Raw genomic sequence first — 19,575 nt, forward strand, 5'->3', positions numbered from 1 at the left:
TCGTTCGTTCGTCACAGGGGCCTCCTGCGGCCCAGCAGTCGGTCCGCGCCCACCAGCAGCGCCTCCACAAGGAGGGCGAGCAGCGCCACGAGGAGCGCGCCCGCCACCACCTGCGGGGTGTCGTACGTGGCGAACCCGGCGGTGATGATCCGGCCGAGCCCGCCCTGGCCGACCATCGCGGCGATCGTCGCGGTGGCGACCACCTGCACGGCGGCCGACCGCAGACCGGTCATCAGCATCGGCCGGGCCAGCGGGAGTTCGACCCGGCGGAACAACTGGCCGCCGGACATGCCCATCCCGCGCGCGGCCTCCACCACCGCCCGGTCCACCTCGCGCATCCCCACGTACGCGTGGGTCAGCAGCGGCGGCACGGCGAACAGCACCAGCGCGGTCACCGTCGGCACGTAGCCGGCGTTGCGCAGCGGCGACACCATGAACAGGGCCAGCACCGCGAAGACCGGCACCGCCCGGCCCGCGTTGGACACGTTGATCGCGACCGCGCCGCCCCGGCCCAGGTGGCCCAGCCACAGCCCGAGCGGCAGCGCGAGCGCGCACGCCACCAGCAGCGCGACCCCGCTCACGTACAGATGCTCGCCGAGGCGCTGCCAGACGCCGCCGTTCCCGGCCCAGTTGGCGCCCGTGGTCAGCCACGACCAGGCGCCGGACACCGCGCCCATCAGACCGCCCCCCGGGTGGTGCGTATCCGCGCCCAGGGCGTCAACAGCCGCTGTACGCCCAGCAGGGCCAGGTCCGCGACCACCGCGAGCAGCACGCACAGCACGGACGCGGCCAGCACCTGCGCCTTGAAGAAGGTCGGCAGCGCGTCCTCGATCAGATTGCCGAGGCCGCCGCGGCCCACGATCGACCCGACGGTCGTCAGCGCGATCGTCGACACCGTCGCCATCCGCACCCCGGCCATCACCGCGGGCAGCGCCAGCGGCAGTTCGACCTCCCAGAGCAGCCGGCCCCCGCCGTAGCCCATCCCGCGCGCGGCCTCCCGCGTCTCGGCCGGGACCGCGTCGAGGCCGGCCAGGATGTTCCGGACGAGGATCGTCAGCGAGTACAGCACCAGGCCGGTGACCACCAGCGCCGCCGACAGCCCGAAGAACGGCAGCAGCAGCGAGAACATCGCCAGCGAAGGGACCGTGTAGAGCAGTGTCGTCAGGCCGAGCACCGGGGCCGCGAGGCGCGGCCGGGCCCGGACGAGCAGCGCGAGCGGGAACGCGACCAGCAGCCCGAGCAGCACCGACACGACGGTGATGCCCACATGCTGGAGCGTCGCGTCGGTCAACTCGGCGCTGCGGGTGCGCAGATACTCGCCGCAGATCCAGTCGTTCGTCACCAGGCAGTTCGCCGCACTCATACGACTCCCCCCGGTCGCCGCGATCTCCCGAACGTATGTGTGGCGACCCTAACGCCCGGCAGCGACAATCGCCGAGGACCGCCACGATGCGGCAACACGCCCTTCACACACCGCCCGCGCCGGACCGCCACAATGGAACACATGATCCGGTTCGAACACGTCACCAAGCGGTACGCCGACGTCACGACGGCGGTCGACGACCTCTCCTTCGACGTCGCCGAGGGCGAACTGGTCACCCTCGTCGGCCCGTCCGGCTGCGGCAAGACGACCACCATGAAGATGGTGAACCGGCTGATCGAGCCCACCGAGGGCCGGATCCTCCTGGACGGCCAGGACGTCTCCCGGGTCGACCCGGTGTCCCTGCGCCGCCGCATCGGCTACGTCATCCAGCAGGTCGGCCTCTTCCCGCACCGCACCGTCCTCGACAACACCGCGACCGTCCCCGCGCTGCTCGGCTGGAAGAAGCACAAGGCCCGCGAGCGCGCCGCCGAACTCCTCGACCTGGTCGGCCTCGACCCCGGCACCTTCGGCCACCGCTACCCCGAGCAGCTCTCCGGCGGCCAGCGCCAGCGCGTCGGCGTCGCCCGCGCGCTCGCCGCCGACCCGCCCGTCCTGCTGATGGACGAGCCGTTCGGCGCGGTCGACCCGGTCGTCCGCGAGCACCTGCAGAACGAGTTCCTGAGCCTCCAGGCCACCGTCCGCAAGACGGTCCTGCTCGTCACCCACGATCTGGAGGAGGCCGTCCGGCTCGGCGACCGTATCGCCGTCTACGGGCAGGGCCGCATCGAACAGTTCGACACCCCGGCCGCCGTGCTCGGCGCGCCCGCCAACCCGTACGTCGCCGACTTCGTCGGCGCGGACCGCGGCCTCAAGCGGCTCGCCGTCACCCCCATCACCGCGACGGACCTCGAACAGCGCGGCCCGGACACCGCGAAGCGGACGGCCCCGCCCGCCGTCGCCCTCGGCGCGCCGCTGAAGGACGCGCTGTCCACGCTGCTGCTGCACGACGCCGACTGGGTCCCCGTCACCGACCCCGGCCAAGGCGGCCGCGAGGTCGGTGTGCTGACCGCGGCCGCCCTGCACAAGGCCCTGCGCAGGTCCGTCAGCTCGCGCTGAGCCGGCCGCTCATCCACACCAGCGCCGGCGGGATCTCCCGGTTCCAGGTGTTGAAGTTGTGGCCGCCGCTGTCGAGCATGATCGACGAGACCCGGGCCGGGGCCTTCACCTTGTCGATGAAGGCCAGCGTCCCCTTCAGGTTCCCCTCGCCCTCCTTCGACGAGGTCACCAGGAAGGACGAGGCGCCCCGCGGCCGGTGGTCCAGGCTCCACAGCAGGTTCGCCCGCTTGCGTGCCCGGTCGTCCCCGTGGAACAGGTCGCCGGTCGTCACGTCCTCGGCCGCCTTGTAGTACGCCGACAGGCCGGCGCCGGCCACGTACCGCTCCGGGTGGTGCAGGGCGATCTTCAGCGCGCAGTAGCCGCCGGTCGAGTTGCCCATGAAGCCCCAGTTCCGCGGCTTGGTGCCGACCCGGTACGTCGCCGAGACCGCGCTCGGCAGGTCCTGCGCGAAGAAGGTCTCCGTCTTCGGGCCACCGGGGATGTCCACGCACTCGGTGTCCCGGGGCGGCGCGACCGTCGGCCGCATCATCACCAGGATCATCGGCCGCATCTTGCCGTCCTTCACCTGCTGGAAGGCGGTCCGCGGGTACTTGAGGCCCTTCAACAGGTTCTCCGCCGTGCCCGGATACCCCGTCAGCACCACCGAGGCCGGAAAGGTGGCCTTCGCGTACGCGGGCTGGAAATACTCCGGCGGCAGGTACACGTACGCCGGACTGGTGATGCCCGACTTCGCGCCGCTCACCACGATCTTCTGTATCTGCCCCCCGACCGCCGGCCGCGATCCGCCCGGCACGTCCAGCTGCTGCCGGCCCACCACCTTCACGTCCCTGCCGCCGGCCGAGTGGTCGACCACCACGCCCAGCTCCTGCTCCTGGCCGAAAAGGTCCGCCCAGGACCCGTAGAACAGGAAGGACTTGTTCGCCGCGAGCCCGACGGCCGCGAACAACGCCAGCTGGGTCGCGAGCAGCAGGCCGACCCTGGCCAGCACCGCACGCCAGTTCCGACGCGCCAGCCGCGGCCACAGCCAGACCGTGGCGACGAACAGCACCACGCCCAGCACGACGGCCAGCGCCAGGACTTTGTTGCTGGTGAGACCCATGAGGCGATCGAGCTTTCTTCCTGAGAATTTCCGGTGAGCGAGTGAACCCGCTTCCCACACGCGCCGTCCTAGAGGGCGCAACTCCTCCGGCAGCGCCCTTCCGGCCGCCGGAGATCCAGAATCTCTCGCGGAGCCACGGGAAGCGATGTCTGTCACGGTAGATGGGGACAAATCACGATCGGTTCCGGTTCGGGTACGACGGATCCTGAACGGACCTCGCCCCGAAGCGGTCCCCGCCCTCGTCGGCACGGCCTGCACGTTCATCGGCCTGATCGACATCGCCGCCGGAGTCTTCCCCCGATTCCGCGCCAGCCGCATGCACGCGGTCGCCGAGGTCCTGCCCGGCACCCTCAGCCCACTGTCCGCCGCACTCTCCCTCAGCGTCGGCGTCCTGCTGCTGCTCCTCGCCCACGGCCTCAAGCGCAACAAGCGCCGCGCCTGGCGCGCCGCCGTCGTCCTGCTGCCCCTCGGCGCCGCCGCCCAGTTCGCCTGGCGACACTCCCTCACCGGCGTCCTGCTCTCCCTCGCACTGCTCGTGCCGCTGCTGCGCCACCGCGACCAGTTCGCCGCCCTGCCCGACCCCCGCAGCCGCTGGCGCGCACTCGCCAACTTCATCCTGATGGGCGCCGGCTCCCTCGCCCTCGGCCTCGTCGTCGTCAGCGCCCACCCGCGCCGCATCATCGGCAGCCCCGGCATCACCGACCGCCTCGAACACGTGATGTACGGACTCGTCGGCGTCGAAGGCCCCGTCGGCTACACCGGCAACGCCGACTGGACCGTCGGCTACTCACTCGGCGCCCTCGGCATGCTCACCGCACTCACCACCGTCTACCTCGCCTTCCGGCCCGAACACCCGGCCGCCCGGCTCACCGAGGACGACGAGACCCGGCTGCGCGCCCTCCTCGCCCGGCACGGCGGCCGCGACTCCCTCGGCCACTTCGCCCTCCGCCGCGACAAGGGCGTCGTCTTCTCCCCCAGCGGAAAGGCCGCCGTCTGCTACCGCGTCGTCTCCGGCGTCATGCTCGCCAGCGGCGACCCCATCGGCGACGTCGAGGCCTGGCCCGGCGCCATCGAACGCTTCATGGACGAGGCCAAGGCCCACTCCTGGACCCCCGCCGTCATGGGCTGCTCCGAGACCGGCGGAGAGGTCTGGACCCGCGAGACCGGCCTCGACGCCCTCGAACTCGGCGACGAGGCGGTGGTGGACGTCAAGGATTTCTCGCTCTCCGGACGGGCCATGCGCAACGTCCGGCAGATGGTGAAGCGCATCGAGCGCAATGGTTACGAAACCCGCGTCCGCCGCGTCCGTGACCTCTCCGAAGGAGAGCTGGAACGCGTCCGCCGCGCCGCCGCCGACTGGCGCGGCACCGACACCGAGCGCGGCTTCTCCATGGCCCTGGGCCGGATAGGCGACCCCGCCGACGGCGACGCCGTCATCGCCACCGCGCACAAGAAGGACGGGGCGGCGCGCAGCGCCTCCGACAGGGCGGCGGTGGGAGACGGGTGGGCGGACGACACCTCTGCGTACGGGGACCTGAAGGCGATCATCCACTTCGTGCCCTGGGGCCTCGACGGCATGTCGCTCGAACTCATGCGCCGCGACCGCTCCGCCGACCCCGGCATGAACGAACTCCTCATCGTCGCCGCCCTCCAGGAATCCCCCCGCCTCGGCATCGAACGGGTCTCCCTCAACTTCGCCATGTTCCGCGCCGCCCTCGCCCGCGGCGAGAAGATCGGCGCAGGCCCCGTCCTGCGCATCTGGCGCGGCCTGCTCGTCTTCCTCTCCCGCTGGTTCCAGATCGAGTCGCTGTACAAGTTCAACGCCAAGTTCCAGCCCCGCTGGGAACCCCGCTTCGTCGTCTACCGCAAGAGCCGCGACCTCCCCCGCATCGGCTTCGCCGCCATGCAGGCCGAGGGCTTCGTGAACCTCGCCCTCCCCCGCCCCTTCACCCGCCGCCCCGCCCCGGCCCGCCGCCCCTGCGCCCACCTCCCCACCCCGGCCGCCGCCGCCGAACACGAGGTCCGCGCCGCCTGACCGGGCTCCGCGAGCCCTACCCCACGGCCGGGCCCTAGGCTGGACGCATGAGTACGTTGCGTGGACGGGGCACGGCCTGGGGCCTGCCGGAGTGGGACCGCTGTGCGGTCATGGGAGTCGTCAATGTGACACCGGACTCCTTCTCCGACGGCGGCCGCTGGTTCGACACCACAGCGGCCGTCAAGCGCGGCCTGGAACTGGTGGCCGAAGGCGCCGACCTCATCGACGTCGGCGGCGAGTCCACCCGCCCCGGCGCCACCCGCGTCGACGAGGAGGAGGAACTCCGCCGCGTCGTCCCCGTCGTCCGGGGCCTCGCCGCCGAAGGCGTCACCGTCTCCGTCGACACCATGCGCGCCAGCGTCGCCGCCCAGGCCGTCACCGCCGGCGCCGCACTCGTCAACGACGTCAGCGGCGGCCTCGCCGACCCCGGAATGATCCCCGCCGTCGCCGCCGCCGAGGTCCCCTTCGTCGTCATGCACTGGCGCGGCTTCAGCGACAACATGAATAACCTCGCCGTCTACGACGACGTCGTCGGCGAAGTCCTCGCCGAACTGCGCACCCGCATGGAGGCAGTCATCGACGGCGGCATCGCCCCCGAACGCATCGTCGTCGACCCCGGCCTCGGCTTCGCCAAACTCGCCCCGCACGACCTCGCCCTCGTCGCCCACCTCGCCGAGCTCCACGACCTCGGCCGACCGCTCCTCGTCGCCGCCTCCCGCAAACGCTTCCTCGGCGCCGTCCTCGCCGACGGCCGCACCACCCCGCCCCCCGCCCGCGAACGCGACGCCGCCACCGCCGCCGTCTCCGCGATAGCCGCCCACGAAGGCGCCTGGGCCGTCCGCGTCCACGAGGTCCGGGCCACCGCCGACGCCGTCCGGGTCGCCAGAGCCGTCGAAGGAGCCAGGTGACCCGCGAGACCGACACCCGGGCGGTCGAGGCCGCCAACACCGCCTTCTACGAGGCGATGGAACGGGGCGACTTCGAAACGGTCTCCGAGCTGTGGCTCTCCGGCCACGACGGCGCACCGCACAGCGTGATCTCCTGCGTCCACCCCGGCTGGCCCGTCCTCACCGGCCGCGGCGAAGTACTCCGCTCGTACGCCCTGATCATGGCGAACACCGAGTACATCCAGTTCTTCCTCACCGACGTCAAGATCGCCCTCGCCGGCGAGGTGGCCGTCGTCACCTGCACCGAGAACATCCTCAGCGGCGGCCCCGCCGAGGACGGCGCCGAACTCGGCCCGCTCGTCGGCCAGCTCGTCGTCGCCACCAATGTGTTCCGCCGCACATTCGACGGCTGGAAACTCTGGTCCCACCACGCCTCCCCGGTACTCACCGAGAACGACGAGGAAGAGAGCCAGGAACCCGGTTCCTGACCGGTCAGGAGGCCATCCGGCCGAACCCGATGGATTGGAACCCCGGCCACTGGGTAGGCGCGGCTACCAGCCCCTGCGGCCCCCCGCCCACCGCCCCCACGGGCAAGCGCTGTCGGTGCCCGCAGGTAGATTCGACGAAGGACACCCGGCCGTCCGCACCCGGCTGGCGTGTGCACAGAACTACGACAGCAGGAGTGATTCGCGTGGATCGTGTCGCGCTGCGCGGCCTCAAGGCCCGAGGACACCACGGCGTCTTCCCCAAGGAGCGCGAGGAAGGCCAGACCTTCATCGTGGACCTCGTGCTCGGCCTGGACACCCGCCCCGCCGCGGCCGACGACGACCTGGCCAAGACGGTCCACTACGGCGTCGTCGCCGAAGAGGTCGTGGACGTGGTGCAGGGCGAACCGGTCGACCTGATCGAGACCCTCGCCGAACGGATCGCCCAGCAGTGCCTCAAGCACGCCGGAGTCCAGGAGGTCGAGGTCGTCGTCCACAAGCCGGACGCGCCGATCACCGTGCCCTTCGACGACGTCACCATCACCATCACCCGGAGCCGCGTATGAACGCCACGCACAGTGACCCGACCGTGCAGCCCGTGCCCGCCTCCGTGGTCGAGACGGTCGACGCCGCGGACGTCACGCTGTCCAACCCCAAACGAGCCGTCATCGCCCTCGGCGCGAACCTCGGCAACCGCCTGGAGACCCTCCAGGGCGCCATCGACGCCCTCGAGGACACCCCCGGCGTCCGCGTCAAGGCCGTCTCCCCCGTCTACGAGACGGAGCCCTGGGGCGTCGCACCCGGCTCCCAGCCCTCGTACCTCAACGCCGTCGTCGTCGTGAAGACCACGCTGCCGCCCTCCTCCCTCCTGGAGCGCGCCCACGCCGTCGAGGAGGCCTTCCACCGCGTCCGCGAGGAGCGCTGGGGCGCCCGCACCATCGACGTCGACATCGTCGCCTACGCGGACGTCGTCTCCGACGACCCCGTCCTCACGCTGCCGCACCCCCGCGCCCACCAGCGCGCCTTCGTCCTCGCCCCCTGGCACGACGTCGAGCCCGAGGCCCGCCTCGCCGGCCACGGCCCCGTCGCCGAGCTCCTGGCCGAAATCGGCCGCACCGGCGTCGAGCCCCGCCCCGACCTGGAACTCCGACTCCCCGAGTAGCCGTTACGCTCAGCGAGAGCTGCGCCGACCGACCACGAAGGGCACCCGGTGAAACAACTACGGCTGAAGGTCCTCGCCGGACTCTTCCTCGGCGCCGGGATCCTCTCCTGGGGCGCGGCCCGGCTCTGGGACGCCTTCGGCACGCTGCCGAGCGTCCCGCTCGCCGCGCCCATCGTGCTCGCCGCGATCGCCGTCGTCCTCACCGCCACGGCCCTGTCGATCCGCGTCCGCCTCAAGGCGCAGCGCGAACGACGGCCCGGCGCGAAGGGCGTCGAACCCCTGATGGCCGCCCGCGCGGTCGTCTTCGGCCAGGCCAGCGCCCTGGTGGCCGCCGTCGTCTCGGGGATGTACGGCGGCACCGGCGTCTTCCTGCTCGGCTCCCTCGACGTCCCCGCCCGCCGCGACCAGGCCATCTACGCCGGCTTCTCGGTCGCGGCAGGCATCGCCGTCATCGCCGCCGCCCTCTTCCTGGAACGCGTCTGCAAGCTCCCCGAGGACGAGGACAACAACGGAGCGGGCACGGCCCACGTGTCGTAACGCGAGCACTACCAGGACTCGCGCACGAGGTGCCCGTTGACCATGAAGGTCGGGTGCGGCTCGAGCCTGTAGCTGTAGAACGTGAAGGGCTTGGCCCCGAGGGCGGGGCGGGGGCGGACCTCGCGGACCTGGACCCAGGAGGATTCCGGAGGGTCGAGGGGGTGGTGCTCGGGCACGAAGGTGCCACGGCTCTGCCAGCGATTCGACACACAGAGCTGCGAAGCCAGCCCCCGCTTCGCTGGGGTGAACCTCGCACCGATGATGCTCGCGACCTCGATCAGGAACGGCACGTTGGCACTCGTGATCAAGCGCCCCCAGCCACCCCCTTTCTCGCAGCCGTCACCGTCGATGTACCCGTCGAGGAAGCCCTGGAAGGTGTCTATGTCGCGCAGGACGACACGCGGGAAGCGCTGCCGCATGTGGTGGGCGTCGCCGCCCACGTAGTGCCGCAGGGCGTCGGAGAGGTACGAGGACACCACCCGCACTCGGAAGCCCGGCAGGTCCCGCTTCAGATAGCCGGACGGTCGGGTCACGGGCTCCAGCCTGGCAGGCAACCCCGTGCAGGCGGTCAGGGCCGCCGCATACCGCGACGCGAACCACTCCTCGTTGACGACGAGGGACACGTAGTTCTTGCCGGTCGTGCCGTCGGCACAGGTCGCGCCGACGAAGTAGCCGAACTCGTACCCCGGCCAAATCGTCAACCGCTCACGGCACAGTTTCCGCGCATGCGTCCACGCCACTGTGGCGCCCTCGGCGTCCGCGGCGTGCGTCCAGCCGTCCGGCGTGAGGAGCAGCAGATCCGGGCTGGCTATGAAGGCCATATGGTCGGTGACCACCTCCACGGCCTGGCGCCCCTTCACCGCCGTCACGTCGACGACGGTCGTCTGCACCGTCCGGTCGCCGTCCAGCGTCCACATCGCTTGGCCTGGGACGACCGTCTTCGCCTGGGCGCACCCCTCGACCAGGTTCACCAGCTGCTTGCTGGAAAGCCCGTACCCCATACCGATCCCCTCGATCAGTGATCAATTCCACTGATCGGGACGGTATGGGGCATCACGAACAAACGGCCGCCTTCTGAGTCACCTGGCCAATATCAGAGACATGGCCTCGGCGCGCGTAGTAGCGTCACGCAGTTGGCCACGTACCGCCGAGGTCGTCGTCTTCGCACCCGGCTTGCGGATGCCTCGCAGCGACATGCACATGTGCTCGGCCTCGATCACGACAATCGCGCCGCGCGCGTCAAGGATCTTCATCAGCGAATCGGCGACCTGCGTCGTCAGTCGCTCCTGCACCTGCGGCCGGCGCGCGAAGACATCGACGAGCCGGGCCAGCTTGGACAGGCCCGTGATCTTGCCACTCTCCGCCGGGATGTAGCCAACGTGGGCCACGCCGTGGAACGGCAAGAGATGATGTTCGCAGAAGCTAACGAGTTCAATGTCCTTCACGAGGACCATCTCGTCGTGACCCAGGTCAAAAGTCGTGGTCAGAACATCCTCAGGCTCCTGCCGCATACCTGAAAGGAGTTCGTGATATGCACGTGCAACGCGCGCCGGCGTCTCCCTCAGGCCCTCGCGGTCGGGGTCCTCGCCGACGGCGATGAGGAGCTCTCGTACGGCGTTCTCGGCGCGCTTCTCGTCGAACTCGCCGATCGTGCCCTCGCCGTCCAGCGTCACCGGGTCGGTCATCTGTGCCTCGTTCCGTCTGTCTGACTTTGCGCGATAAGAGCCGCGCCCCCACAGGCTAGAACCTGTGGGGGCGCGGCTTCCATTCCGGGTTGATCCGGTCAGGCCTCCGGGGTGTCCTCCGGAGCGACCTCGATCGCCTTCGTGGTGTCCACGGTCGCCGCCGACGCGGGGGACGCGCCGTTGGTCAGGGCCAGCTCCTTGGGGGAGAGGACCGGCGGGCGGGTGGACGGGGTGCGGCGGGCCGAGCCGGTCCACGCCGGGCGGGCCGGGCGCTTCACGATCGGGGCGAAGATCTCGGCGATCTCCTCCTTGCCGAGGGTCTCCTTCTCGAGGAGCTGGAGGACCAGGTTGTCGAGGACGTCGCGGTTCTCGACCAGGATCTCCCAGGCCTCGTTGTGCGCCGTCTCGATGAGCTTCTTGACCTCTTCGTCGACGAGCGCGGCGACCTCTTCCGAGTAGTCGCGCTGGTGCGCCATCTCCCGGCCGAGGAACGGCTCGGTGTTGTCGCCGCCGAACTTGATCGCGCCGAGGCGCTCGGTCATGCCGTACTGGGTGACCATCGCGCGGGCCGTGGCGGTGGCCTTCTCGATGTCGTTGGCGGCGCCCGTGGTCGGGTCGTGGAAGACCAGTTCCTCGGCCGCGCGCCCGCCCAGCATGTACGCCAGCTGGTCGAGCATCTCGTTGCGGGTGGTGGAGTACTTGTCCTCTTCCGGGAGGACCATGGTGTAGCCCAGGGCCCGGCCGCGGGACAGGATGGTGATCTTGTGGACCGGGTCGGAGTTCGGCGAGGCCGCCGCGACCAGGGCGTGACCGCCCTCGTGGTACGCGGTGATCTTCTTCTCCTTGTCCGACATGATCCGGGTCCGCTTCTGCGGGCCCGCGACCACGCGGTCGATCGCCTCGTCCAGGGACGTGTTGTCGATCAGCTTCTTGTCGCTGCGCGCCGTGAGGAGCGCCGCTTCGTTCAGCACGTTCGACAGGTCGGCGCCGGTGAAGCCCGGGGTGCGGCGTGCGACCGCGCCCAGGTCGACGTCCGGGGCGACCGGCTTGCCCTTCTGGTGGACCTTGAGGATCTCCAGGCGGCCCTGCATGTCCGGGCGGTCGACGGCGATCTGCCGGTCGAAGCGGCCGGGGCGCAGGAGCGCCGGGTCGAGGATGTCGGGCCGGTTGGTGGCGGCGATCAGGATGACGCCGCCCTTCACGTCGAAGCCGTCCATCTCGACGAGGAGCTGGTTCAGGGTCTGCTCGCGCTCGTCGTGGCCGCCGCCGAGGCCCGCGCCGCGGTGTCGGCCGACGGCGTCGATCTCGTCGACGAAGACGATGGCGGGGGCGTTGGCCTTGGCCTGCTCGAAGAGGTCGCGGACGCGGGACGCGCCCACGCCGACGAACATCTCGACGAAGTCGGAGCCGGAGATCGAGTAGAACGGCACGCCGGCCTCGCCCGCGACGGCGCGCGCGAGGAGGGTCTTGCCGGTTCCGGGCGGGCCGTAGAGCAGCACGCCCTTGGGGATCTTGGCGCCGACGGCCTGGAACTTCGCCGGTTCCTGGAGGAATTCCTTGATCTCGTGGAGTTCCTCGACGGCCTCGTCGGAGCCCGCGACGTCGGCGAAGGTCGTCTTGGGGGTGTCCTTGGTGATGAGCTTGGCCTTGGACTTCCCGAAGTTCATGACCCGGGAGCCGCCGCCCTGCATCTGGTTCATCAGGAACAGGAAGACGACCACGATGAGGACGAAGGGCAGCAGGGAGAGCAGTACCGAGACGAACGGGGACTGCTTCGAGGGCGAGACGGTGTAACCGTTCTCGATCTCGCCGGCCGCGTACTTCTTCTGGAGTGTGGTGGCGAGGTCGGCGCCCTGGGTGCCGATGTAGCTGGCCTGGAGCTTGTCGCCGCCGCCGTACTTCTTCTGGTCGGCGCCGTCCTTCAGCTCGACCTTGATGATCTGTTCGTCGCCGGTGGTCAGCTTGACCTGGTCGACCTGGTTGTCGTCGATCGCCTGGACGACCTTGGCGGTGTCCACCGTCTTGTAGCCGCCGGACGAGCCGACGACCTGCATCAACACGACCACGGCGAGGACGGCCAGCACGATCCACATGACCGGCCCACGGAAGTATCGCTTCACGTCCATCCATACGGAGCGAGAACGCCCCGTCCCTCCTGCCCGTAGGTAAATGCTGCTATGAGAAAAAGCTGTTCTTCGGACGGTACCTCAGCATTGTCGCCCGCGACCGCCTTCCCATGCTTCAACGGTGGGAGGGCGGTGCGGGTTCCCGTGCGGCGTCCGGTGTGTGCAGAAGTGCTCAGCCGCCGTAGACGTGCGGTGCGAGCGTGCCCACGAAGGGGAGATTGCGGTACTTCTCGGCGTAGTCGAGGCCGTATCCCACGACGAATTCGTTGGGGATGTCGAATCCGATCCACTTGACGTCGATCGCGACCTTCGCGGCGTCGGGCTTGCGCAGCAGGGTGCAGACCTCGAGGGAGGCCGGCTCGCGCGAGCCGAGGTTCGACAGCAGCCAGGACAGCGTCAGGCCGGAGTCGATGATGTCCTCGACGATCAGGACGTGCTTGCCCTTGATGTCGGTGTCGAGGTCCTTGAGGATCCGCACCACGCCGGAGGACTGGGTGCCGGCGCCGTACGACGAGACGGCCATCCAGTCCATGGTGACGGGGGTGGACAGCGCACGCGCGAGGTCCGCCATCACCATCACCGCGCCCTTGAGGACGCCGACGATGAGCAGGTCCTTGCCCGCGTACTCCGCGTCGATCTTCGCGGCCAGCTCGGCCAGCTTCGCGTCGATCTCTTCCTTGGTGATGAGCACCGACTGGAGGTCGGTGCCCATGTCCTTCTCGTTCACCCGGGTCACTTTCGTTGCAGCTTGCGTCAGCCTTGCCGGATGACCAGTCTGCCACCCTGACGTCGTGCTTCGACGCGGCCGGGCAGATTGATGGCCCCTTGGCCCCGCCATCCGGTGATCAGCCGGTCGACTTCCTCGATGTGGCGGGCGAAGAGGGAGCCGGCGGGGGCGCCTTCGGCGATCACGGCGCGGCGCAGTACGCGGCGGCGTACGGCGGGCGGGAGGCCGTGGAGTTTGGCGCACTCGAGGCGGCCGGCCTCGTCGCGTACGAGGGCTTCGGCGTCGGCGGCCCAGGAGTCGAGGGCGTCGGCGTCGTCGCGGGAGAGCTGGGCCGTCCGGGCGAGCGCTTCGACGACCCCTTTGCCGAGCGCCTTCTCCAGGGCGGGCAGGCCTTCGTGGCGGAGCCGGGAGCGGGTGTAGGCGGGGTCGCTGTTGTGCGGGTCGTCCCAGACGGCGAGTTCCTGGGCGACGCAGGCCTTGCGGACGGTCTGCCGGTCGAGCTGGAGGAAGGGCCGTCGGTAGCGGCGGGCGGCGCCGGAGACGGCGGCCATGCCGGAGAGCGAGCGGATGCCGGAGCCGCGGGCGAGGCCGAGGAGGACGGTCTCGGCCTGGTCGTCGCGGGTGTGGCCGAGCAGGATCGCGGCGGCGCCGTGGCGGTCGGCGGCGTCGTCGAGGGCTGCGTAGCGGGCGTCGCGGGCGGCGGCTTCGGGTCCTCCTTCGCGGCCTACGGTGACGGCGACGGACTCGACGGGGTCGAGGCGCATGGCGGTGAGGCGGGTGACGACTTCGGCGGCGCGGACGTCGGAGCCGCCCTGGAGGCCGTGGTCGACGGTGATGCCGCCGGCGCGGACGGCGAGTTTGCGGGACTCGAAGGCGAGCGCGGAGGCGAGCGCCATGGAGTCGGCGCCGCCGGAGCAGGCGACGAGCACCAGCGGGGTGGTCGGTTCCGGGGAGGGAACCGCGTCGGTGGGGGCGGCGGTGCCGGCCCGGTGTTCGGTGAGGACGTCGTGGAGTACGCGGCGGACCGCCAGGCGTATCGCCGCGACCGCAGGATGGGGACCCATGTCCGGTGCCCTTCGTGGAGAGGAGAGGGGGTGCCTCGGTCGGTGACTTAACGGTCGGAACAAGGGGTTCGGTCACTGAGAGTGCGACGATGGTGACAGAACTTGGCCGTTACCCGAGCATTGCACGCCTACCCCTCGCCTACGGTCCCTCGGATGGGTGATTGGTGGGGCTTTCTTCTGTCGTCGGCCTCACCCGGCTCAGGAGTCTGCCTTACGGTGCACCCTCGCGATCCAGTCGGCGGGTTCGGCGATCTCCGTCTTGGTCGGGAGGGTGTTCGGCGAGGTCCAGATGCGGTTGAAGCCGTCCATGCCGACCTGGTCGACGACGGCGCGGACGAAGCGTTCGCCGTCGCGGTACTGGCGGAGCTTGGCGTCGAGGCCGAGGAACCGGCGCAGGGCGAGGTCGAGGCGGGACGCGCCGCGGGCGCGGCGCTGCTGGAACTTCTCGCGGATCTCCTGGACGGAGGGGACGACCTGCGGTCCGACGCCGTCCATGACGTAGTCGGCGTGGCCTTCGAGCAGGGACATGACGGCGGTGAGGCGGCCGAGGATCTCGCGCTGCTCGGGGGTCTGGACGAGTTCGACGAGGGACGGTGAGGGTTCCCCCTCCTCGCCCTCGGGGCGGCCGCCGCTGAAGGCCTGGACGGCCTCGCGGAGGCGTTCGAGGACGGTGGCGGGGTCGATGTCGGTGGCGGCGAGGAATGACTGGATCTCGCCCTGGAGGTGGTCGCGCAGCCAGGGGACGGCGGTGAACTGGGTGCGGTGGGTCTCCTCGTGGAGGCAGACCCAGAGCCGGAAGTCGTGGGGGGCGACGGCGAGTTCGCGTTCGACGTGGACGATGTTGGGGGCGACGAGCAGGAGCCGGCCGCCGCCGTTCTCGGCGGCGGGGAGTTCGCGGGTGGCGGGGGCGAAGGTCTCGTACTGGCCGAGGACGCGGGAGGCGAGGAAGGACAGGAGCATGCCGAGTTCGACGCCGGTGACCTTGCCGCCGACGGTGCCGAGGACGGCGCCGCCGGGGGTGGCGGTGCGGCGTTCCTGCATCTTGCCGAGGAGCGGGGAGAGCAGTTCGCGGAAGCCGGCGACGTTGGCGCGGATCCAGCCGGCGCGGTCGACGACGAGGACGGGTGTGTCGGGTGGTTCGTGGCCCTCGGGGATCATCCGGGTGAAGGCGCGCACGTGTTCCTCGGACGCCTTGGCGTGGCGGCGGAGCTCCGCGACGACCTCGCGGGCCTCGTCGCGGCTCACTTCGGGGCCCGGGCGCACCAGGCGGGTCGCGGTCGCGACCGCGAGATTCCAGTCGACCATCTCGGCACCACCGATGCTCGTCATGCGTCAACCGTACGTTCTCGGGACGCGATCGGTGAGGGTTCGGGCCGGTCAGCCGTTGGGGTCGGGGGTCGGTCAGCCTCTGGGGGCGAGGGCGGCGGCGAGGCGGTCGAGGGCGGGCTGGGCGGTGTACGGGGAGGGGGTGCGGCCGGCCAGGAAGGCGAAGGCGAGGAGCCGGCCGTCGGCGGTGACGACGGTTCCGGCGAGGGTGTTGACGCCGGTGAGGGTGCCGGTCTTGGCGCGGACGGTGCCGGCTCCGGCGGCGGTGCGGTCGGTGCCGTAGCGGGTCCTGAGGGTGCCGCTGAAGCCGCCGACGGGCAGTCCGGTGAGGACGGGGCGGAGTTCGGGGCGGGCGGGGTCGGCCGCGCGGGTGAGGATCGCGGTGAGGGTGGCGGCGGAGACGCGGTCGTTGCGGTCGAGACCGCTGCCGTCGGCGAAGCGGGCGCCGGCGAGGGGGACGCCGAGGGTCTTGAGGCGGTCGCGGACGGCCTGCTGGGCGCCGGCGAAGCTGGCGGGCTTCCGGGCGGCGAGGGCGGTCTGGCGGGCGAGGGCCTCGGCGAGGTCGTTGTCGCTGTGGGTGAGCATGCGCTCGACGAGGGCGGAGAGCGGGCGGGAGTACGTCTTGGCGACGACGGTGGCCCCGGCGGGCGCGCGGCCGGCGGCGGGGCCGCGGCGGACGGTGACGCCGGTGTCGCGCAGGAGGCCGGCGAACGCGTCGGCGGCGTCGGCGGCGGGGTCGGTGGCGCGGGGCGCGGGGCCGCTGGTGGAGCGGTCGAGCCGGCCCTCGTCGAGCATCAGGGCGCTGACGGGGGCGAGGTTGTCGTTGGGGCCGATGGGGTGCAGGGCGGGGCCGGTGTAGCGGGTGGTGTCGTACCGGAGGGTGACGTCGGTGACGCCGCGGTCGCGCAGGGCGCGGGCGGTGCCGGTGGCGAGGGCGCGCAGGCCGGTCCGGTCGAGGGTGGGGTCGCCGCCGCCGACGAGGGTGACGGTGCGGCCGTCGGGGGCTGCGGTGACGGTGGTGGCGATGCGGTGGTCGGGGCCGAGCGCGGTGAGCGCGGCGGCGGCGGTGGCGATCTTGACGGTGGAGGCGGGGGTCATGGGGGTGGCCGCGCCCTGCCCGTACAGCTGCCGGCCGGTGGCGACGTCGACGACGGAGGCGGTGCGCAGTGGGCCGAGGCCGGGGTCGCCGAGCAGCGGGACGAGGGTCGCGGCGAGGTCGGCGGGGCGGCCGGCGGCCGCGGCGGCGGGGGCGGAGGTGCCGAGCGGGGTGAGGACTCCGGGGGCGCTGGGGGCCGGTTCGGGGGCGGGCGGGAGGCCTTCGGCGGAGCGGGCGGCGGCGTGATGTGTGCCACCTGTCCGGTCCGCGACGGCCGCCTTGGCCCGCTCGGCCTTACGCTGACCGTTGTCCCATGGTCCGGCCGCGGCCACCGCTCCGGCGGCCAGGACGAGCCCCAGGACGGCCGAGCCCGCCGTGAGCTGCCACAGTCTCGGCTCCGGCATCGCTGACCAGCCCCTTTCGCGATCACACACCTGCGTGAGGGACACTTAATCACCGCGCGCCGTCGCGAGCATTGACATGTGTTGATTCAGGAGGAGCCACCCGTGGAGTTCGACGTTCTCATCGAGATCCCCAAGGGGTCCCGCAACAAGTACGAGGTCGACCACGAGACCGGCCGCATCCGCCTGGACCGCCGCCTCTTCACGTCGACCGCCTACCCGGCGGACTACGGGTACATCGAGAACACCCTGGGCGAGGACGGCGACCCGCTGGACGCGCTGGTCATCCTCGACGAGCCGACCTTCCCGGGCTGCCTCATCAAGTGCCGCGCGATCGGCATGTTCCGCATGACCGACGAGGCCGGCGGCGACGACAAGCTGCTGTGCGTCCCGGCGACGGACCCGCGGGTCGAGCACCTGCGCGACATCCACCACGTGTCGGAGTTCGACCGCCTGGAGATCCAGCACTTCTTCGAGGTCTACAAGGACCTGGAGCCGGGCAAGTCCGTCGAGGGCGCCGACTGGGTCGGCCGCGCCGAGGCCGAGGCCGAGGTCGAGAAGTCGTACAAGCGCTTCCAGGAGCAGGGCGGCCACTGAGCCGGTCCGGTCCGGCCGCCGTGCCGGTCCGCTCCCCGCTGTCCGTGACGGGCGGCGCACCCCACGCCGGGTGCGCCGCCCGTCGCGCGTTCATACTGGGACCGATCGTGTGTCCGGGCCGGGAGTGAGTGAGGGCGAGGCGAGTGGTGGCGAGGCCGGGCGGCGGCTCGGAGGAGGCTCCGCAGGAGGGTCCCGAGGAGCAGAAGCCGCAGTCGGACGAGGCGCGCAGCGCGTTCACACCGCCGGCCGGGGTCGAGCAGCCCGCCCCGCCCGAGGAGGACCAGGCGACCTCGGAGTTCGCGCTGCCGGAGGGGCTCGAGGCCCCGGAGCCTGAGGTTCCTGCCGAGCAGGAAGGTTCCGCCTTCGCGACGCCGTCGACGTACACGGCGAAGTCGTCGCCGCCCGCGTTCACCCCGGCGTACGGCGTGCCGATGGTGCGGCTGTCGAAGGACGCGCCGTGGCAGGACCGGATGCGGACGATGCTGCGGCTGCCGGTCGGGGAGCGGCCGGTGCCGGAGCAGGCGCCGGCGGAGGGTGTCACCGGCCCGAACGTGCCGCGTGTGCTCGACCTGACGCTCCGCATCGGCGAGCTGCTGCTCGCGGGCGGTGAGGGCGCGGAGGACGTCGAGGCGGCGATGTTCGCGATCTGCCGCAGTTACGGGCTCGACCGCTGCGAGCCGACGGTGACGTTCACGCTGCTTTCGGTCACGTACCAGCCGTCGCTGGTGGACGCCCCGGTCACGGCGAACCGGACGGTGCGCCGCCGCGGCACCGACTACACCCGCCTGGCGGCCGTCTACCAGCTGCTCGCCGACATCAACGCGGTGGACCACGACGTCTCGCCGGAGGAGGCGTACCGGCGGCTCGCGGAGATCCGGCGCAACCGGCACCCGTACCCGGGCTGGGTGCTGACCCTGGCGGCGGGCGTGCTGGCCGGGGCGGCGTCGGTGCTGCTCGGTGGTGGTCCCGCGGTGTTCCTGGTGGCGGCGCTCGGTGCGGTGCTCGGCGACCGGCTGGCGTGGCTGTGCGCGGGGCGCGGGCTGCCGGAGTTCTACCAGTTCCTGGTGGCGGCGATGCCGCCGGCCACGATGGGGGTGCTGCTCACGCTGCTGCACGCCGAGCCGCGGCCGTCGGCGGTCATCACCGGTGGGCTGTTCGCGCTGATCCCGGGGCGGGCGCTGGTCTCGGCGGTGCAGGACGGTCTGACCGGCTTCTACATCACGGCCTCGGCCCGGCTCCTGGAGGTCGGGTACTTCTTCGTGGCGATCGTGGTCGGTGTGCTGTCGGTGCTGTACGTGGCCGTGCAGTTCGGCGTGGAGCTGAGCCCTGAGGGGGTGCTGCGGCCGGTCGAGCGGCCGGTGGTGCAGATCCTCGCGGCGATGGTGCTGTGTCTGACGTTCGCGGTGCTGTTGCAGCAGAGCCGGGCGACGGTGCTGTTCGCGACCCTGAACGGCGGTGTCGCCTGGGTGGTGTACGCGTCGATCGCGGTGACGGCGGGCGGCTCGTCGGTGATGGCGACGGCGGTGGCGGCCGGTCTGGTGGGTCTGTTCGGCCAGCTGATCGCCCGGTACGAGCACACCTCGTCGCTGCCGTACGTGACGGCGGCGATCGGCCCGCTGCTGCCGGGTTCGGCGACGTACTTCGGTGTGCTCGCGATCGCCCAGAACAACCTGGACCAGGGCTTCGCCTCGCTGGCGAAGGCGGCGGCGCTGGCCCTGGCGATCGCGATCGGCGTGAACCTGGGTAGCGAGCTGGCCCGGATGTTCATGCGGGCCCCGGGCGCGGGCGCGGCCCGCCGCGCGGCGAAGCGCACGCGCGGCTTCTAGGGGCCGGCCCGCTTCCGAGCCGGCCCGTTTCCGGCCCGGCCCG

At 71.4% G+C, this 19,575-nt stretch carries 19 protein-coding genes; 9 read left to right on the plus strand and 10 right to left on the minus strand.

Going from position 1 to position 19,575, the window contains the following annotated elements; all coding sequences use genetic code 11:
- Positions 1 to 11 precede the first annotated feature (11 nt).
- Together R2D22_RS16580 and R2D22_RS16585 are read right to left on the minus strand one after the other, a co-directional pair.
- A complete protein-coding gene (locus R2D22_RS16580) occupies positions 12 to 677 on the minus strand; it encodes an ABC transporter permease (RefSeq protein WP_318104328.1) in 666 nt (221 codons plus the stop codon).
- Positions 677 to 1,363 (minus strand): ABC transporter permease, encoded by a 687-nt coding sequence (locus tag R2D22_RS16585; protein ID WP_318104329.1) that lies wholly within the window; start codon positions 1,361 to 1,363, stop codon positions 677 to 679. Before R2D22_RS16585 ends, R2D22_RS16580 begins: the two co-directional genes overlap by 1 nt.
- Positions 1,364 to 1,504: 141 nt before the next feature.
- Here R2D22_RS16585 and R2D22_RS16590 point away from each other — a divergent pair, with 141 nt between their 5' ends.
- Positions 1,505 to 2,479: an ABC transporter ATP-binding protein gene (locus R2D22_RS16590; RefSeq protein ID WP_318104332.1), complete on the plus strand. Its 975-nt coding sequence runs from the start codon at positions 1,505 to 1,507 to the stop codon at positions 2,477 to 2,479.
- Here R2D22_RS16590 and R2D22_RS16595 read toward each other — a convergent pair.
- Positions 2,466 to 3,578 carry an alpha/beta hydrolase gene (locus R2D22_RS16595; RefSeq protein WP_318104333.1) on the minus strand — a complete coding sequence of 371 codons (1,113 nt, stop codon included), beginning with the start codon at positions 3,576 to 3,578 and terminating at the stop codon, positions 2,466 to 2,468. The two genes, R2D22_RS16590 and R2D22_RS16595, sit on opposite strands and share 14 nt — an antisense overlap.
- 145 nt (positions 3,579 to 3,723) lie before the next feature.
- Between R2D22_RS16595 and R2D22_RS16600 the strand changes: the two genes are divergently transcribed.
- The 6 genes from R2D22_RS16600 to R2D22_RS16625 all read left to right on the plus strand — a co-directional run bounded on the left by R2D22_RS16600 (position 3,724) and on the right by R2D22_RS16625 (position 8,684).
- The gene (locus tag R2D22_RS16600) at positions 3,724 to 5,613 is read left to right on the plus strand and encodes a phosphatidylglycerol lysyltransferase domain-containing protein (protein WP_318104334.1); all 1,890 of its coding nucleotides are present in this window, start codon (positions 3,724 to 3,726) and stop codon (positions 5,611 to 5,613) included.
- A 47-nt stretch (positions 5,614 to 5,660) separates the two neighbouring features.
- Complete coding sequence (gene folP / locus R2D22_RS16605; RefSeq protein ID WP_318104336.1) at positions 5,661 to 6,521, plus strand: dihydropteroate synthase; 861 nt, start codon at positions 5,661 to 5,663, stop codon at positions 6,519 to 6,521.
- On the plus strand, positions 6,518 to 6,988 hold the full coding sequence (locus tag R2D22_RS16610; protein ID WP_318104337.1) for a nuclear transport factor 2 family protein: 471 nt from the start codon (positions 6,518 to 6,520) through the stop codon (positions 6,986 to 6,988). The genes folP and R2D22_RS16610 overlap by 4 nt, the downstream gene beginning before the upstream one ends.
- A gap of 203 nt (positions 6,989 to 7,191) precedes the next feature.
- Positions 7,192 to 7,551, plus strand: coding sequence for a dihydroneopterin aldolase (gene folB / locus R2D22_RS16615; RefSeq protein WP_315892565.1), 360 nt, complete (start codon positions 7,192 to 7,194; stop codon positions 7,549 to 7,551).
- Positions 7,548 to 8,147, plus strand: a complete 600-nt coding sequence (gene folK, locus R2D22_RS16620) for a 2-amino-4-hydroxy-6-hydroxymethyldihydropteridine diphosphokinase (protein WP_318104340.1) — start codon at positions 7,548 to 7,550, stop codon at positions 8,145 to 8,147. The genes folB and folK overlap by 4 nt, the downstream gene beginning before the upstream one ends.
- Before the next feature lie 48 nt (positions 8,148 to 8,195).
- Entirely contained in the window at positions 8,196 to 8,684 is a 489-nt protein-coding gene (locus tag R2D22_RS16625; protein ID WP_318104342.1) for a DUF3180 domain-containing protein, read from the plus strand.
- 8 nt (positions 8,685 to 8,692) lie between these two features.
- On the opposite strand, the gene R2D22_RS16630 is transcribed toward R2D22_RS16625, so the two are convergent.
- The 7 genes from R2D22_RS16630 to dacB form a co-directional block, all read right to left on the minus strand.
- Complete coding sequence (locus R2D22_RS16630; RefSeq protein WP_318104343.1) at positions 8,693 to 9,685, minus strand: hypothetical protein; 993 nt, start codon at positions 9,683 to 9,685, stop codon at positions 8,693 to 8,695.
- Between the two features lie 78 nt (positions 9,686 to 9,763).
- Positions 9,764 to 10,369: a GTP cyclohydrolase I FolE gene (folE, locus tag R2D22_RS16635; protein ID WP_318104344.1), complete on the minus strand. Its 606-nt coding sequence runs from the start codon at positions 10,367 to 10,369 to the stop codon at positions 9,764 to 9,766.
- 98 nt (positions 10,370 to 10,467) lie between these two features.
- Positions 10,468 to 12,495 (minus strand): ATP-dependent zinc metalloprotease FtsH, encoded by a 2,028-nt coding sequence (gene ftsH, locus R2D22_RS16640; protein WP_318104345.1) that lies wholly within the window; start codon positions 12,493 to 12,495, stop codon positions 10,468 to 10,470.
- A 172-nt stretch (positions 12,496 to 12,667) separates the two neighbouring features.
- Positions 12,668 to 13,207 (minus strand): hypoxanthine phosphoribosyltransferase, encoded by a 540-nt coding sequence (hpt, locus tag R2D22_RS16645; RefSeq protein WP_067161225.1) that lies wholly within the window; start codon positions 13,205 to 13,207, stop codon positions 12,668 to 12,670.
- Between the two features lie 41 nt (positions 13,208 to 13,248).
- Positions 13,249 to 14,286: a tRNA lysidine(34) synthetase TilS gene (gene tilS, locus R2D22_RS16650; RefSeq protein ID WP_318104347.1), complete on the minus strand. Its 1,038-nt coding sequence runs from the start codon at positions 14,284 to 14,286 to the stop codon at positions 13,249 to 13,251.
- Positions 14,287 to 14,484: 198 nt separating this feature from the next.
- Entirely contained in the window at positions 14,485 to 15,615 is a 1,131-nt protein-coding gene (locus tag R2D22_RS16655) for a zinc-dependent metalloprotease (protein ID WP_318104349.1), read from the minus strand.
- Between the two features lie 72 nt (positions 15,616 to 15,687).
- Positions 15,688 to 17,112, minus strand: coding sequence for a D-alanyl-D-alanine carboxypeptidase/D-alanyl-D-alanine endopeptidase (gene dacB / locus R2D22_RS16660; protein WP_318104350.1), 1,425 nt, complete (start codon positions 17,110 to 17,112; stop codon positions 15,688 to 15,690).
- A 102-nt stretch (positions 17,113 to 17,214) separates the two neighbouring features.
- Between dacB and R2D22_RS16665 the strand changes: the two genes are divergently transcribed.
- Together R2D22_RS16665 and R2D22_RS16670 are read left to right on the plus strand one after the other, a co-directional pair.
- Entirely contained in the window at positions 17,215 to 17,706 is a 492-nt protein-coding gene (locus tag R2D22_RS16665; RefSeq protein WP_318104352.1) for an inorganic diphosphatase, read from the plus strand.
- 143 nt (positions 17,707 to 17,849) lie between these two features.
- Complete coding sequence (locus R2D22_RS16670) at positions 17,850 to 19,532, plus strand: threonine/serine exporter family protein (RefSeq protein WP_318104353.1); 1,683 nt, start codon at positions 17,850 to 17,852, stop codon at positions 19,530 to 19,532.
- The last annotated feature ends 43 nt before the right edge of the window (positions 19,533 to 19,575 follow it).

This window comes from Streptomyces sp. HUAS YS2 (genome assembly GCF_033343995.1).
GTDB classification, from domain to species: domain Bacteria; phylum Actinomycetota; class Actinomycetes; order Streptomycetales; family Streptomycetaceae; genus Streptomyces; species Streptomyces solicathayae.